The following is a 16076-nucleotide window of genomic DNA, read 5'->3' on the forward strand; positions in this document are numbered from 1 at the left end:
GTCAAGATTGGGCGCGCAGGAAGTCGAGCAGCAGCGGCTCGGACGCATAGGCGACGTTGAAGCGGAACCAGGGCGTATCGGGCGCGCGCAGGCTGAAGAATTCGCCGGGCGCGAGCAGGATCCCGGCGCGCAGCGCGCGTTCGGCGATCGCGCGGCCGTTGCGTTGCGGCGTGGCGGGCTGCGGCCAGCCGGCGCTGACGAACATGCCGCCGCGCGGGCGCGCCAGCGGCTGCAGGCCGGCCTCCTGCAGGCGCTCCTGGGCGCGCTCGCCGGCCTGCGCGAGCTGCTGGGCCAGGCGTTCGACCTGGCGCCGGTAGGCCCGGCTGCTGACCGCGTCGAACACGGCGCGCTCGTTGACTTCCGAAGTCGTCAGCCCGGTCAGCATCTTGACCCGTACCAGTTCCGGGATCAGCGAGCTGGAAGCGCAGATCGAGCCGACCCGCAGCACCGGCGACAGGGTCTTGGAAAAGCTGCCGATGCGGATCACGCGGCGCAGGCCGTCCATCGCCGCCAGCGAGGCTTCGCCGGGGGCGGCCAGTTCGCGGTAGATGTCGTCCTCGACCAGCCAGAAGTCGAACGCTTCGGCCAGCGCCAGCAGGCGGTGCGCCTGGGCCTGCGACAGCGAGGTCCCCAACGGATTCTGCAGCACCGTGTTGACGAACATGAGCTTGGGGTGCTGCGCCGCGGCTTCCTGCGCCAGGGCTTCCATGTCGAGGCCGGCGGCGGTGCGCGGAATGCCGACCGGGACGCAGCCGTGGTGGCGCACCAGCGCGAGCAGGTTGCTGTAGCCGGGGTCCTCGACGAACACGACGTCGCCGGGACGCGTCAGCGTGCGCAGGACGAGGTCGAAGGCGTGGGTCGCGCCATGGGTCAACAGCATCTGTTCCGGCTCCACCGCGCCCAGCTCGGCCGACAGCGCATGCGCCAGGTGCTGGCGCAGCGAAGGGAAGCCGAGCGGATGGCCGTAGCCGCGCAGGCGGCCGGCCGGGATCTTCATCGCGTGGCGCACCGCGTCGAGGATGGTCGACTCGCCGTACCAATCGGGAGGCAGCCAGCCGGCGCCGACCGGCAGCGCATCGGACTGGCCGGAATACAGGTCGGGAGTGAGGGCGTCGACGGCGGCCGAAAAGCCGGCCGGGAAGGCGGACGGGCAGATAGCGTGGCCAGTGGGCGATGCGGTGTCGGGGCCACCGCGCGCGACGAAGAAGCCGGAACCGCGGCGCGAGCTCAATACGCCCAGGTGCAGCAGGCGGTCGTAGGATTCGACCACCGTGAAGGTGCTGACGCCGTTGACCTTTGCGAATTGTCGAACCGAGGGCATTTTGGTGCCGACGCGCAGTTCGCGCCGATTGACCATCCCGGAGATCGCCGCGACGATCTGGTCGACCAAGCTGCCGCGGCGCTGGCGGTCGATCGCCAGCACAGGCCAAACAGGTGCTTCCTCAGCCTCAGCCATTGCCTGCTCCTTCCGGTGCGACGCTGGCAACTGTACCGGTTATGCTACCAATACGGTTGGACAATTTCGCCGGTTGTGTATATGTGCCGCCCTTGTCTTGCTGTCTATTATTGCATGATGATTTTGCCAATTGGTAAATCTTTTGGCCACCACCAGGGAGAGAGACGAGCATGAACGAATCCAAGCCGCAATCGATGTCGTCGTTCTGGATGCCATTCACGAACAACCGCGACTTCAAGGCCCATCCGCGCCTGCTCGTATCGGCGCAAGGCATGTACTACAAGGACGTCGACGGCAACGCCATACTCGACGGCACCGCCGGCCTGTGGTGCGTGCCCTGCGGGCATGCGCAGCCGAAGATCGTCGCCGCCGTCAGCGAAATGGTCGGCCAGCTCGACTTCGCGCCGACCTTCCAGATGGGCCACCCGGCCGCCTTCGACCTGGCCGAGCAGCTGATGGAGTACACCGGCCACAAGTTCGGCCACGTGTTCTACACGAACTCGGGCTCGGAAGCGGTCGACACCGCACTGAAGATCGCGCTGGCCTACCACAAGGCGCGCGGCGAGGGCGGACGCACCCGCCTGATCGGCCGCGAGCGCGGCTACCATGGCGTCGGCTTCGGCGGCCTGTCGGTCGGCGGCATCGGCCCCAACCGCAAGAACTTCGGGCCGCTGCTGCCCGGCGTGGACCACCTGCCGCACACGCACAACTTATTGAAAAATGCGTTCTCGCGCGGCGAGCCGGACTTCGGCGCCGAGCTGGCCGACGAGCTGGAGCGCATCGTCGCCCTGCACGATCCGTCGACCATCGCCGCCGTCATCATCGAACCGGTATCGGGCTCCACCGGCGTGCTGGTGCCGCCGAAGGGCTACCTGAAGCGCCTGCGCGAGATCTGCGACAAGTACGGCATCCTGCTGATCTTCGACGAAGTCATCACCGGTTTCGGCCGCCTGACCACGCCGTTCGCCGCCGACTACTTCGACGTCGAGCCGGACATGATGACCACGGCGAAAGGCCTGACCAACGGCGTGGTGCCGATGGGCGCGGTGTTCTCGAAAAAATTCATCCACGACGCCTTCATGGACGCGCCGCCGGGCATCGAGCTGGCGCACGGCTACACCTATTCGGGCCACCCGCTGGCCTGCGCGGCCTCGATCGCCACGCTGGAGGTGTTCAAGGAGCAGGGCGTGCTGGAAAACGCCAGGGCCATCCAGCCCTACTGGGAAGACGCGGTGCACGCCCTGCGCGGGCTGCCGCACGTGATCGACATCAGGACCATCGGCCTGGTGGCCGGCATCGAGCTGGAGCCGATCGCCGGCAAGCCGGGTGCGCGCGCCTTTGCCGCGTTCAAGAAGGCCTTCGCGGACGGCGTGCTGATCCGGGTGACGGGGGATATCATTGCCCTGTCGCCGCCGCTGGTCCTCGAGAAAAAGCACATCGACGAACTGTTCGGCAAATTGACCGACGTACTCAGGAACCTGGACTGAGACAAACATCATGAACGAGACGATCCAGCACTACACAGGAACGAATACGGCAACGGCGTCGCCGTGTTCACCCGCGACGGCGGCGTGGCGCGCGAGTTCGTGCGCCAGGTACAGGTGGGCATGGCGGGCGTGAACGTGCCGCTGCCGGTGCCGATGGCCTTCAACAGCTTCGGCGGCTGGAAGAAAAGCCTGTTCGGCGACCACCATGCGTACGGGCCGGAGGGCGTGCGTTTTTATACGCGGCACAAGGCGGTGATGCAGCGCTGGCCGAATACCGCGAGCAGCGGGGTGGAGTTCGCGTTCCCGCAGATGAAGTAGGGCGAGCATCACGGCATTTCCGGCAGTACGACGTACTCAATAATCAAAGGGATGCATATGATCGAGTCACTCCAGCACCTGCCGTCCGCAGAAGGCACGCACGGCGCGTTGTCCGAGCGCTTCACCGACCTGGCCCCACCGCTGACGGCGCGCCAGGCCGCCATCGAAAGCGCGCGCTGCCTTTACTGTTATGACGCCCCCTGCACGCGCGCCTGCCCGACCGGCATCGACGTCGCCAGCTTCATCCGCAACATCCACGACCACAACCTCGAAGGGGCGGCCAGCACGATCCTGCAGCAGAACATCTTCGGCGGCAGCTGCGCACGCGTGTGCCCGACCGAGATCCTGTGCGAGGATGCCTGCGTGCGCAACCACGACGCCGAGGGCCAGCCGGTGAAGATCGGCCTGCTGCAGCGCCATGCCCTCGACCACGCGCAGTTCGGCGGCCATCCGTTCGAGCGGCTGCCCGCCACCGGCAAGACCATCGCCGTGGTCGGCGCCGGCCCCGCCGGACTGTCCTGCGCGCACCGGCTGGCGATGCTGGGCCACGACGTGGTCGTGTTCGAGGCCCGCGAAAAGGCCGGCGGCCTGAACGAATACGGCATTGCCAAATACAAGCTGCCGGGCGATTTCGCCCAGCGCGAAGTCGAGTTCCTGCTGTCGATCGGCGGGATCGAGATCCAGTACGGCCGCGCCCTGGGCAGCAATCTGCAGCTGTCCGACCTGCATGCGCGCTACGACGCCGTGTTCCTCGGCCTCGGTTTATCCGAAAGCCGCCGGCTCGGCCTGACCGGCGAAGATGCGCCGGGCCTGGTGGCGGCGGTCGACTACATTGCCACGTTGCGCCAGGCCCAGGACCTGGCCGCGCTGCCGGTGCCGCGCCGCGCCATCGTGATCGGCGCCGGCAATACCGCGATCGACATGGCGGTCCAGCTCAAGCGCCTGGGCGCCGACGAGGTCACGCTGGTCTACCGCCGCGGCTTCGACGCCATGAGCGCGACCGGGCACGAGATCGAGATCGCCAAGACCCATTTCGTGCGCATGCGCACCTGGGCCGCGCCGCTCGAAGTGCTGCTCGACGACGTGGGGCAGGTGCGCGGCATGCGCTTCGAGGAAACCCGGCTGGAAGAAGGCCGCCTGGTGACGACCGGCGCGATCATCGAGATCGTCGCCGACGCCGTGTTCAAGGCGATCGGCCAGGGCATGGACCTGGCCGCGCTGGCCGATCCGCTGGCCCGTGAAATCGAGCGCAGCAACAAGATCCTTGTAGACAGCTGCTTCCGCACCGCGCTGCCGGGCGTCTACGCCGGCGGCGATTGCGTGGCGCCGGGGCAGGACCTGACGGTGCAGGCAGTCCAGCACGGCAAGCTGGCCGCGCTGGCCATCCATCACGACATCCAATCCAAAGCGGAGGCAGCATGGCCGACCTGAGCATCGATTTTTGCGGCATCAAGTCCCCGAACCCGTTCTGGCTGGCCTCGGCACCGCCGACCGACAAGGCCTACAACGTGGTGCGCGCCTTCGAGGCCGGCTGGGGCGGCGTGGTGTGGAAGACGCTGGGCGAGGATCCGCCGGCCGTCAACGTGTCCTCGCGCTACTCGGCGATCCACGGCAAGAACCGGGAGGTGATCGGCTTTAACAACATCGAGCTGATCACCGACCGCAGCCTGGAAATCAACCTGCGCGAGATCACCGCGGTGAAAAAGGCGTGGCCGGACCGCGCGCTGATCGTCTCGATGATGCTGCCCTGCGAAGAAGCGCCGTGGCGCGAGATGCTGCCGCTGGTCGAAGCCACCGGCGCCGACGGTATCGAGCTGAACTTCGGCTGCCCGCACGGCATGCCGGAGCGCGGCATGGGCGCGGCGGTCGGCCAGCAGCCCGACCTGATCGAGCGGGTCACGCGCTGGTGCAAGCTTTACACGCGGCTGCCCGTCATCGTCAAGCTCACCCCCAACATCACCGACGTGCGCGCGCCCGCGCGGGCGGCGCTGGCGGGCGGAGCGGACGCGGTCTCGCTGATCAACACCATCAACTCCATCACCCACCTCGATCTCGACCGCATGGTGGCCTACCCGATCGTCGGCGGCGCCAGCACCCACGGCGGCTACTGCGGCGCGGCGGTGAAGCCGATCGCGCTGAACATGGTGGCCGAGATCGCGCGCGACCCGGCCACCAGCCGCCTGCCGATTTCCGGCATCGGCGGCATCGGCAGCTGGAGCGACGCCGCCGAATTCATCGCGCTGGGCGCCGGCTCGGTACAGGTCTGCACCGCGGCGATGCTGCACGGCTTCCGCATCGTCGAGGAGATGAAGGACGGGCTGTCGCGCTGGATGGACCGCAAGGGCTACGTGAACATCGCCGCGTTCTCGCGCAAGGCGGTGGCCAACACGACCGACTGGAAATACCTGGACATGAATTATCAGGTCATCGCCAGCATCGACCAGGACAAGTGCATCCAGTGCGGCAAATGCTACGTGGCCTGCGAGGATACCTCGCACCAGGCAATCGCCCGGCTGGTCGACGGGAATACGCGGCGCTACGAGGTCAAGCCGGCCGAATGCGTGGGCTGCAACCTGTGCGAGATCACCTGCCCGGTCGAGGGCTGCATCACGATGGTGCCGCAGCCGACCGGCCTGCCCTATATGAACTGGACGCAGGACCCACGCAACCCGCGGGCGGAGGTACTATGCGGGGAAGTTTAAACCGCAACCGACGGAGATTCACCCGATGAGCATGGACCCTGCAGTAAACAAAGAACTCTGGAACGAGGACCTGGCCCCGACCGGCGCCGCGCAGCGCACCTGGCGCTGGTATCACTTTGCCGCCTTGTGGGTCGGCATGGTGATCAGTATCCCGGCCTATATGCTGGCGGCCAGCCTGATCGAAGGCGGCATGTCGGCCTGGCAGGCGGTGCTGACCGTGTTCCTCGCGAACGTGATCGTGCTGCTGCCGATGCTCCTGATCGGCCACGCCGGCACCAAGTACGGGATCCCGTACGCGGTGCTGGCGCGCGCCTCCTTCGGCACGCGCGGCGCGCGGCTGCCGGCGCTGATGCGCGCCATCGTCGCCTGCGGCTGGTACGGCATCCAGACCTGGTTCGGCGGCAGCATGATCTATACGCTGCTCGGTGTGCTGCTCGGCGCTCCCATCGGCGGCGGCAATCTGCCGGGTCTCGGCATCAACCCGGGCCAGCTGGCCTGCTTCCTGGGCTTCTGGGCGGTCCAGATGTATTTCATCGTGCACGGCATGGAATCGATCCGCAAGCTCGAGACCTATACCGCGCCCCTGAAGATCGCCATCTGCTTCCTGCTGCTCGGCTGGGTCTACCAGAAGGTTGGCGGCTTCGGTCCGCTGCTCGCTCAGCCTTCCGCTTTCGTGGCGGGCGGTCCGAAGGCCGGCCTGTTCTGGTCCGTGTTCTGGCCGTCGCTCACCGCGATGATCGGCTACTGGGCCACGCTGGCGCTGAACATCCCCGACTTCACCCGCTTCGCCAAAACCCAGCGCGACCAGGTGCTCGGCCAGTCGCTCGGCCTGCCGCTGCCGATGGCGCTGCTGGCGGCGCTGGCGGTGACCGTCACCTCGGCCACCGTGGTCCTGTACGGCAAGGCGCTGTGGGATCCGGTCGACGTCGCCAGCCGCATGACCGGCGTTGCGGTGCTGGTGGCGCTGTTGATCCTTCTGATCGATACCGCCAGCGTCAACCTGGCCGCGAACATGGTGGGGCCGGCCTACGATTTCTCGGCCCTGTCGCCGAAGCACATCTCCTACAGGATGGGCGGCTACATCACGGCGGGAATCGCCCTGGTCATGATGCCGTGGAAAATCCTCGAAAAGACCGAGAACTACATCTTCATCTGGCTCACCGGCTACTCGGCGCTGCTCGGCCCCATCGCCGGGGTCTTGATCATCGACTACTACTTCATCCGCAAGACCGAGCTGGCGGTCGACCAGCTGTACCGCGACGACGGCATCTATTCATACCGGAACGGCTGGAACACGGCCGCCATCGTCGCCTTCGTGGCCGGCGTGCTGCCGAACATCCCGGGCTTCCTGAACGCGGCCTTCCCGGAATCCTTCCCGGGCGTCGGCGCCGGATTCAAGACCTTATATACCTATGCATGGTTCGTCGGCATCGCGATCGCCGCGGTGGTGTACGGCCTGATGATGAAGGACAGGGCGGTGCCCGCGATGGCGCCGGCCCGCTCGTTGGATTGACTATGTAGGGTGGACCTTGTGCCCACCCTACCAACCGGAGGGGACCTGATGACCGTATTGATCCGCGGTGGTACCGTCGTGAACGCCGACCGGGCGTTCCGCGCCGACGTCCTGTGCATCGGCGACAAGATCGCCGCCGTCGGCGAACATCTCGAGGCGCCGGCCGGCGCAACCGTGATCGACGCCGGCGGGCAGTACGTGATGCCGGGCGGGATCGACACCCATACCCACATGCAGCTGCCCTTCATGGGCACCGTCACCGCCGACGATTTCTATACCGGCACCGCGGCCGCGCTGGCGGGCGGCACCACGACCATTATGGACTTCGTGATCCCCGATCCGAAGCAGCCGCTGATGGATGCCTTCCACACCTGGCGCGGCTGGGCGCAGAAGTCGGCCGCCGACTACAGCTTCCACGTCGCCGTCACCTGGTGGGACGACTCGGTGCACCATGACATGGGCACGCTGGTGCGCGAGCATGGCGTGAACAGCTTCAAGCACTTCATGGCCTACAAGAACGCGATCATGGCCGACGACGAGACCCTGGTGAAAAGCTTCCGCCGCGCGCTCGAACTGGGCGCGATCCCGACCGTGCACGCCGAGAACGGCGAACTGGTCTACCAGCTGCAGCGCGAACTGCTGGCCAAGGGCATCCGCGGCCCCGAGGCGCATCCGCTGTCGCGCCCGCCCGCGGTCGAGGCCGAGGCGGCAAACCGCGCGATCGCCATCGCCGGCGTGCTCGGCACCCCGGTGTACATCGTGCACGTATCCTGCGCCGAATCGCTGGAGGCGATCCAGCGCGCCCGCGCGCACGGCCAGCGCGTGTATGGCGAAGCCCTGGCAGGCCACCTGGTGATCGACGACAGCGTCTACAACAATCCCGACCCGGCCTTCGCGCGCGCCTTCGTGATGAGCCCCCCGTTCCGCTCCAGCCACCACCAGACCGCGCTGTGGCAGGGCCTGCAGGGCGGGAGCCTGCACACCACGGCCACCGACCACTGCACTTTCTGCGCCGAACAGAAGGCGATGGGCGCCGACGATTTCACGCGCATCCCGAACGGCTGCGGCGGTGTGGAGGAGCGCATGGCCGTGGTCTGGGACGCCGGCGTCAACCTGGGGCGCCTGACCCCGTCCGAATTCGTGCGCGTGACCTCGACCAACGCGGCCCAGATCTTCAACATCTACCCGCGCAAGGGGGTGCTGGCGGCGGGCGCCGATGCCGACGTCGTGGTGTGGGATCCGCAAGCGACGCGTACCCTCTCAAGCGCCACCCAGCACTCGAAGGGCGGCTTCAACGTGTTCGAGGGCCGTACCGTGCGCGGCGTGCCGACGCATACGGTGGCGGCCGGGAAAGTGGCGTATGCGCAGGGCGACCTGCGAGCCGAGCAAGGAGCGGGGCGGTATGTCGAGCGGCCGGCGTTTACGGCGACGACGTGCTGATACAACAAAGGACCACACCCATGAACGAACTGCGCATCAACGGCTCCCGCCTCTGGAATTCCCTGATGGACCTGGCCAGGATCGGCGCCACCGACAAGGGCGGCGTCAAGCGCCTCGCCCTCACCGACCTCGACCGACAGGGCCGCGACCTGGTCGTCCAGTGGGCGAAGGAGGCCGGGCTGAGCGTCACGGTCGATAAAATCGGCAACGTCTTCATGCGCCGCGAAGGCGCCAACCCGGCCCTGCCGCCGATCGTCACCGGCAGCCATATCGACACCCAGCCGACCGGCGGCAAGTTCGACGGCAACTACGGCGTGCTGGCCGGGCTCGAAGTGGTGCGCACCCTGAACGACCTGGACATCCGGACCGAGGCGCCGATCGAGGTCGCGTTCTGGACCAACGAGGAAGGCTCGCGCTTCGTGCCCGTGATGATGGGCTCGGGCGTGTTCTGCGGCGCCTTCAGCCTGGAGACTGCGTATGCGGCGCGCGACGTCGACGGCCGCAGCGTCGGCGAGGAACTGGAGCGGATCGGCTACCAGGGAACACAGACGCCGGGCGACCATCCGATCGGCGCCTACTTCGAAACCCACATCGAACAGGGCCCGGTGCTGGAGGATGCCGATAAAGTGATCGGCGTGGTGCCGGCCGTGATGGGCCTGTCCTGGTACGACTGCACGGTCGAGGGCATGGAGGCGCACGCCGGCCCGACCCCGATGCACCTGCGCCGCGACGCCCTGCAGGTGGCGACCCGCATCATGCAGGAGACGGTGGCGATCGCGAACCGCTATCCGCCCTACGGCCGCGGCACGGTCGGCATGGTGCAGGTGTTCCCGAACAGCCGCAACGTGATCCCCGGCCGGGTCAAGTTCAGCATCGACCTGCGCAACGTGAACGATGAACTCCTCGACACCATGCACGAGGAGATGACGGCCTTCGTCGAGCGCACGCGCGCCGCGAGCGGACTGGCGATCCAGCTGGAACGCGTGTCCTACTATCCACCTTGCCCCTTCCACCCGGACTGCGTGGGCGCGGTGCGCACGGCCGCCGCGAAGCTCGGCTATTCGACCATGGACGTGGTGTCCGGCGCCGGCCACGACGCGATCTACGTGGCGCGCCTGGCCCCGGCCGGGATGATCTTCGTACCCTGCAAGGATGGCATCAGCCACAACGAGATCGAGGATGCCCAGCCCGGTCACCTCGAAGCGGGATGCAACGTGCTGCTGCACGCGATGCTGGAACGGGCCGGCGTGGCGGGCGGCTAGCACAGAATCGTGCCGCACGATTGACGAAATTGTTGCATAGTCGTAACAATTCTCTTTCGGATGTTTCACGTGTCGTCGAACGGGGGAAGTCGTAGCATACTGAGAGCCGTTTCCATTCCCTGCTCCTAGGTGCGTTTGCCGATGCTGACTGGACACTACGAAACACCGCTGGTCCTGGCTTCCATCCTGGTCGCGATCGTCGCCTCGTACGCGGCGCTCAGCCTGGCGGGCCGCGTGAGTGAATCGCGCGGCCGCGCCGTTTCCGCCTGGGTCGTGGGCGGCGCCGTCGCCCTGGGCTCGGGCATCTGGGCCATGCACTTCGTCGGCATGCTGGCGTTCCGCCTGCCGATCCCGATCGCCTACGACCTGCCGCTGACCCTGGTCTCGCTGCTGCTGCCGATCGCCGCTTCCGGCCTGGCGCTGTGGCAGGTCAGCCGCGCCGAGCTGGGAAGGAGGCGCCTGGCCGTCAGCGCCTTCCTGATGGGCATCGGCATCAACGCCATGCATTACACCGGCATGGCCGCCATGCGCATGGAGCCGGGCATCGTCTACGACCCGTGGCTGTTCGCGCTGTCGGTCGTCATCGCCGTCGCCGCCTCCGGCCTGGCGCTGTGGATCGCGTTCCGCCTGCGCGCCAACGTGCCCCATGTGTGGCTGGCGCGCGCGGGCGCGGCGGTGGTGATGGGCGCCGCCATCGTCGGCATGCACTACACCGGCATGGCTGCCGCCAGCTTCCCACTGGATAGCGTATGCACCGTGGCGGGCCGCGGCGTCAACCATGACGGGCTGGCGACCCTGGTCATGATCGCGACCTTCGGCGTGCTCGGCTTGGCCCTGCTGGCGTCGCTGTTCGATGCGCGGCTGGAGGCGAATGCGCGCGTGCTGCAGGTTTCGCAAGCCACCGCCGCCGAGCGCCAGGACCTGCTCATGCGCGAGCGTGAGGCGCGCGACGAGGCCGAGCGCCTGAGCGCCCTCAAGGACGAATTCCTGGCCACCCTCTCGCACGAGCTGCGCACGCCGCTCAACGCCGTCCTCGGCTGGGCCAGCATACTCCAGCGTGGCGTCAAGGACGAGGAGACGCTGCGGCGCGGCCTGGAGACCATCGAACGCAATGCCCGCGCCCAGGGCCAGCTGATCGACGACCTGCTCGACATGAGCCGCATCATCTCCGGCACCCTGCGCCTGGACGTGCAGCTGATCGAACCGGACAAGGTGGTCGAGGCGGCCCTCGGCACCGTGCACCCGGCCGCGGTAGCCAAGCGGATCGATTTGCGTGTCGACCTCGAACGCCCGTCGGAACAAATGCGATGGACGGTGCTCGGCGACCCCGCCCGGCTGCAGCAGGTGATGTGGAACCTGCTGTCGAACGCGGTCAAGTTCACGCCGAACGGCGGCATGGTGCAGGTGATGCTGCACCGCGACGGCCACGACGTCGTGATCCGCGTGGCCGATTCGGGGATCGGCATCGCGTCCGAGTTCCTGCCCTATGTGTTCGACCGCTTCCGCCAGCAGGATGCTTCGATTACCCGCCAGCACGGCGGCCTGGGCCTGGGCCTGTCGATCGCGCGCCAGCTGGTCGAGCTGCATGGCGGCACCATCGGCGTCTCCAGCGCGGGCGAGCACGCCGGCACCACGTTTACCTTGCGCCTGCCGCTGGCCGAGCCGCAAGCCGCGGCGCCGCAACCGTCCGAAGCGGCCGTGTCGGCCGCCGCCGGGGCGGGACAGGGCGAGCTGGCCGGCATCAAGGTGCTGCTGGTGGACGATGTGGCGGACACCCTCGACGTGCTGCAGCAGATCCTGCAGCACAGCGGCGCCACCACCATGGCGGCGCCGAATGCCGGTACGGCCCTCGCGCTGCTGGAGCGAGAGAGGCCGGACGTGATCGTCAGCGACATCGGCATGCCCGACGTCGACGGGTTCGAGCTGATGCGCCGCATCCGGCGCCGTGCGGCCGGGGCCGGCGGCGCCATCCCGGCCATCGCCCTGACCGCGTTGACGCGCCAGGACGACCGCAACAAGGCGATGCAGGCGGGCTTTACCGACTACCTCGCCAAGCCGGTCGAACCCGCCTCGCTGGTGGCCCGCATCGCGCAGGCGGTGGGCCAGCGCGGCGCCGCCGAAGCGGCGGCCAGCGCCTGACTTACTGCGGGTCGATCCGGCCGTACTGGCCGTGCGCTTCGTCGCCGGGGCCGGCCGCGAAGAACAGCGTATTCGCCGGCTGGTTGTTCAGACCGTTGCCGAAGGCGATGCCCCACAGGCCGTCGATGACGATCGGCGTACGGTCGGCTTTCATCAGGGTGCCGGCAAACTCGCCGGTATCCGGCTTGTAGGCGTTGATTTTTCCGTCGCCAAAATTCCCCACCAGCAGCATGTTGCTGGCGCCGCCGAAATTGGCCGGTGCCATCGCCAGGCCCCACGGCGCATTCAGTGCGCCGCCCGTCACCAGGCGCCGCATCAGGGCACCGCCGGCATCGAAGACGTCGACGATGCCGAGCCCGGCGCCCTTGGTTTCGTCGATGCTGCCGGCGGTGCGCTGGGCGTAGGCGACGTAGATGCGGCCGCCGATGGCCTGGATGCCGAACGGCGCGTAGCCGACCGGCAGGCTGGGGTCGCTGAAGCCGCCGCCGGGCAGCGTCACCCTGTTCCAGTTGGCGTTATAGACGTCGACCCGGGCGTTGCGGAAATCGGCCGCGTACAGATAGTTGGCGCCCGCGAAGCTGGCGATCGCCAGGCCCTTGTAGACCGCGCCGCCGACGCCGGTATCGACCGCCAGGATGGCGTTGGTGCGGTTGACCGCCGGCGACCAGCCCGACAGCGTGCCGGTCTCGGTGGCGAAGATGAAGGCGCTGGCGCCGGCGACGCCGTTCTGGGTCACCTGGAAGCTGGTGCTGCCGTTGAAGACGATGCCGGTCGGGCTGGCCGTGCCCCCGCTGCCCGGTGGGATCGCGACCACCAGGGTCTGCGGGACGCCGTTCCCGTCATACAGGGTCGAGGTCGCGCTGCCGTTGTTGGCGACCCAGACGAAGCCGGTCGGGTTGAACGCGATCCCCCAGCCGTTGACGAGGTGGGTATCGACATGTTCCGCGCCCGCGGTGTCCGCCACCAGCGATCGGGTGGCGAAGGCGCCGGCGATCGTCGGGGGAGTGACGGGCGGGGGCGTCATCTGCATGGTGTTGTTGTTGTCGCCGCTGTTGCCGCCGCCGCCGCCGCACGATACGAGGGCGGCGGCCAGGGCTGCGCCGAACAGGCCTGCCTTGAAGCAGGCGGTCGCTCTGGAATGGATGCTCATGATTGCTCCTGTCAGGACAGATCGAAGGAAGGGCCTCCGGTTAATGCCGTCCTCGTCCCTGAAGGTTCAATGCGGGTTCGATCAGAACCGGATGCCGGCGCTGCCGGTCAGGGCGCGGGCGCGCGGCGGGCCGCCATGTTCGGCGTGCAGCAGCGTCTGCCAGCCGAGTTGCAGGGTGCAGTCGCCGAAGGTCGAGGCCAGGCCGAGCCGCAGGTCGGCGCGGTCGCGCGGGCCGGCGTAGGCGCCGAAGGTGTGCAGCAAGCCCGCGTGGAAGGTCAACCTGAGCCGCTCGTCGAGGGGGTGAAAGGCGTTCAGGTCGAGGTAGGCGGTAGGCTCGTCGCCGTAATAGGCCGGCGACAGGAACAGGCGCACGCTGGCCCGGTCCAGCGCCAGTCCGGCATGGAATTCGGTGTAGTCGTAGTCGCGGTCGCGCAGGAAGGTGGTGCGGCTGATGCCGGCGTCCCAGGACAGGCCGGAGGCCAGCCTGCCGGCGCGGCCGCCGTAGACGATCAGCTCGCCCTGCCGGCGCTCGCCCAGCGTTGCCGGCGAGGCGAAACCGCCCGCATACCAGCCGCCTGCGAGGTCATGGTCGATGCGCAACTGCAGGGCCGGGCGGCCGGCGCTCAGCGAGATGCCGCGCACCGCATACTCCGACACCAGCGTCAGGTTGCCGCTGAGCTGGGCGCATGCGGGGAACGCGGCGCAGGCCAGGGAAAAGCCGGCGGCGGCTAAGGCAAAGGATCGGCGGTCACGGCGGCGGTCGTGGGACATTGGCAGGCGCAAGCTCCGGCGGCGCGCGCAATGGTCGCGCATGCGTCTATGCTACCAGCTTGCTCCAGCGCCCGGCCCGGATCGTGCGCGACCAGGGTGGTGCGCGGCGCCGTTGCGAAGGCGCGGCGCAGCTGCGGCGGCGTGGTGCCCGGGCGCAATTCGAGCACCAGCGCGGCCAGCCCGGCCACGTGGGCGGCGGCGTACGACGACCCGGACACCAGGCCCCAGCGTGCGCCGGGCAGCGGGGCCGGAACCTGGATGCCGGGCGCCTGGAAGGCCCCGGCCGGCAACGCCCGCCGGTCGCCCGCCTGCGTCACCGCGATCACGCCGGGGAGCGATGCGGGAAAGCCGCCGTCGGGGCGCTGCGGATCGACCGCGGCGACTACCGCCACGTCGCGCGCCAGGGCGGTGTCGATCAGGGTCTGCAGCAGGCGGTCGGCCGGCCCGCCCAGGCTCAAATTGATGACCTGTGCGCCGTTCAGCAGTGCGAAATGCAGGGCCTTGCCCAGCGTGAAGCTGTTGCAGAGGGTTTCCTGGCGCGCGGCCTCCCAGCAGGCGCGCAGGGCCATCAGCCGGGCCTGCGGGGCGATGCCGGCGATCCCAAGCCCGTTGCCGGCGCGCGCGGCGATGATGCCGGCGACCGCCGTGCCGTGCGCTTCGGCGGCATCGGGCATCGCATCGACGAAGTTCTGGCGCAGCAGGAGCTGGCCGGCCAGGTCGGGATGGGCGCCGTCGACGCCGCTGTCGACCACCGCCACCGCCACCTTGCGCCCGGTGCTGACGCGGTGCAGCTCGGCCAGGTGCCACAGGCGCGCGGCCGGCTGGGCAGGGTAGAGCGGATCGCCGCCGTGCGCATTGCCATCTTCCAGCCCGTGATACGGATGGACCGGCTGCGCCCAGGCCACGCGCGGATCGTGGGCGAGGGCGTCGAGCACACGCTCGAGCGGGGCGTCGCCCGGCTCTTCCATCACGAAGCAGTCGATGCCGATTGCCGGCATCGGCCAGTCGTCCACGACCTTGAGGCCGTGCGCGTCCGCCAGTTCGCTGGCCTGGCGGCGCCGCGCGGCGCCGGTGCCGTCGTCGGCGTAGCCGCCGCCATAGCTGCTGTCCGGCCGGAAGTGCTGGGGCGGCATGCGCAGCATCACCAGCACGCGGCGCGCCGCCTGCTCGTCGCCGTCGCTGGCGCGGGCGCGGGCGCCATAGGGCAGGACGCAGCAGGCCAGCGCCAGCATCAGCAGGGCGGCGAACAGGCGTTTCAAGGCCGCTGCTCCGTGCCGAGCGGTTCGGCCAGCACGACGGCGGGCTCGGCGCGCAGCCGGGCCAGCGCCCTTGCCGGATCGCCGCCGTCCGGCAGGCCCAGCACCCAGGCTTCGGCGGCGGTCGGGCCGTCCGCCAGATGGGCGCCGCTGGCACGCACGATGCGGCGCAGCTCGCGTTCCGGCGTATCCGGGCGGAACATAACCACGATGCCGGACTGGACGGCCGGAGCGGCGCCGAGCCCGCGGTAGGCCGCCTCGTCGGCTGGACGCAGCAGCAGGGCGGCCAGCACGGCGATCAGGCAGCATTGCAGGGCCACGGCGCGGCGCAGCCAGCTGCGGTCGTTGGCGGCGACGCGGTCGCGCCAGCGCACCGGTACGCCGGCCGCCGGTGCGCCGGCCGCCGGTGCGCCGGCCGCCGGTGCGCCGGCCGCCGGTGCCGGCGATGCCTCGATGCGCGGGAGCATGCGCGCCCAGGCGCGTTCGGGGTCGCAGTCGGGCGCCGGGCCGGGGCCGGCGGCGCGCACCGCATGCAGCAGGTCGAGGTCTTCCCGGCACTGCGCGCAGCTGCGCAGGTGCGTG

13 protein-coding genes and 1 pseudogene are annotated in these 16076 nt (G+C 68.8%); 8 read left to right on the forward strand and 6 right to left on the reverse strand.

Features of this window, described 5'->3' with window-relative positions; translation table 11 throughout:
- Position 1: 1 nt before the first annotated feature.
- Complete coding sequence (locus tag ACI48D_RS24450) at positions 2–1456, reverse strand: PLP-dependent aminotransferase family protein (RefSeq protein WP_435573843.1); 1455 nt, start codon at positions 1454–1456, stop codon at positions 2–4.
- Positions 1449–1628: a hypothetical protein gene (locus tag ACI48D_RS24455; RefSeq protein WP_435573844.1), complete on the reverse strand. Its 180-nt coding sequence runs from the start codon at positions 1626–1628 to the stop codon at positions 1449–1451. The genes ACI48D_RS24450 and ACI48D_RS24455 overlap by 8 nt, the downstream gene beginning before the upstream one ends.
- Here ACI48D_RS24455 and ACI48D_RS24460 point away from each other — a divergent pair.
- The 8 genes and pseudogenes from ACI48D_RS24460 to ACI48D_RS24495 all read left to right on the forward strand — a co-directional run bounded on the left by ACI48D_RS24460 (position 1627) and on the right by ACI48D_RS24495 (position 12317).
- A complete protein-coding gene (locus ACI48D_RS24460; RefSeq protein ID WP_435573845.1) occupies positions 1627–2943 on the forward strand; it encodes an aspartate aminotransferase family protein in 1317 nt (438 codons plus the stop codon). The genes ACI48D_RS24455 and ACI48D_RS24460 overlap by 2 nt on opposite strands.
- 30 nt (positions 2944–2973) lie before the next feature.
- Positions 2974–3261: pseudogene (locus tag ACI48D_RS24465) on the forward strand (aldehyde dehydrogenase family protein); the annotation flags it as partial.
- 57 nt (positions 3262–3318) lie between these two features.
- Entirely contained in the window at positions 3319–4692 is a 1374-nt protein-coding gene (locus tag ACI48D_RS24470) for an NAD(P)-dependent oxidoreductase (protein ID WP_435573846.1), read from the forward strand.
- Positions 4680–5963 carry an NAD-dependent dihydropyrimidine dehydrogenase subunit PreA gene (preA, locus tag ACI48D_RS24475; RefSeq protein ID WP_435573847.1) on the forward strand — a complete coding sequence of 428 codons (1284 nt, stop codon included), beginning with the start codon at positions 4680–4682 and terminating at the stop codon, positions 5961–5963. Before ACI48D_RS24470 ends, preA begins: the two co-directional genes overlap by 13 nt.
- 25 nt (positions 5964–5988) lie before the next feature.
- Positions 5989–7476 (forward strand): NCS1 family nucleobase:cation symporter-1, encoded by a 1488-nt coding sequence (locus tag ACI48D_RS24480; RefSeq protein WP_435573848.1) that lies wholly within the window; start codon positions 5989–5991, stop codon positions 7474–7476.
- Between the two features lie 48 nt (positions 7477–7524).
- Positions 7525–8916 carry a dihydropyrimidinase gene (gene hydA / locus ACI48D_RS24485; protein ID WP_435573849.1) on the forward strand — a complete coding sequence of 464 codons (1392 nt, stop codon included), beginning with the start codon at positions 7525–7527 and terminating at the stop codon, positions 8914–8916.
- Between the two features lie 20 nt (positions 8917–8936).
- The gene (locus tag ACI48D_RS24490) at positions 8937–10178 is read left to right on the forward strand and encodes a Zn-dependent hydrolase (RefSeq protein WP_435573850.1); all 1242 of its coding nucleotides are present in this window, start codon (positions 8937–8939) and stop codon (positions 10176–10178) included.
- A 141-nt stretch (positions 10179–10319) separates the two neighbouring features.
- Positions 10320–12317, forward strand: a complete 1998-nt coding sequence (locus ACI48D_RS24495) for an MHYT domain-containing protein (RefSeq protein ID WP_435573851.1) — start codon at positions 10320–10322, stop codon at positions 12315–12317.
- 1 nt (position 12318) lies between these two features.
- Here ACI48D_RS24495 and ACI48D_RS24500 read toward each other — a convergent pair whose 3' ends face one another.
- The 4 genes from ACI48D_RS24500 to ACI48D_RS24515 all read right to left on the reverse strand — a co-directional run.
- On the reverse strand, positions 12319–13467 hold the full coding sequence (locus ACI48D_RS24500) for a TIGR03118 family protein (RefSeq protein WP_435573852.1): 1149 nt from the start codon (positions 13465–13467) through the stop codon (positions 12319–12321).
- Positions 13468–13548: 81 nt separating this feature from the next.
- Positions 13549–14238, reverse strand: coding sequence for a TorF family putative porin (locus ACI48D_RS24505; RefSeq protein ID WP_435573853.1), 690 nt, complete (start codon positions 14236–14238; stop codon positions 13549–13551).
- Positions 14196–15497: a S8 family serine peptidase gene (locus ACI48D_RS24510; protein WP_435573854.1), complete on the reverse strand. Its 1302-nt coding sequence runs from the start codon at positions 15495–15497 to the stop codon at positions 14196–14198. The genes ACI48D_RS24505 and ACI48D_RS24510 overlap by 43 nt, the downstream gene beginning before the upstream one ends.
- On the reverse strand, positions 15494–16076 hold a 583-nt coding region (locus ACI48D_RS24515), incomplete at its 5' end, for a S8 family serine peptidase (protein WP_435573855.1). The genes ACI48D_RS24510 and ACI48D_RS24515, both read right to left, overlap by 4 nt.

This window comes from Massilia sp. LXY-6, assembly GCF_051233485.1.
Classification (GTDB): Bacteria; Pseudomonadota; Gammaproteobacteria; order Burkholderiales; family Burkholderiaceae_D; genus Telluria.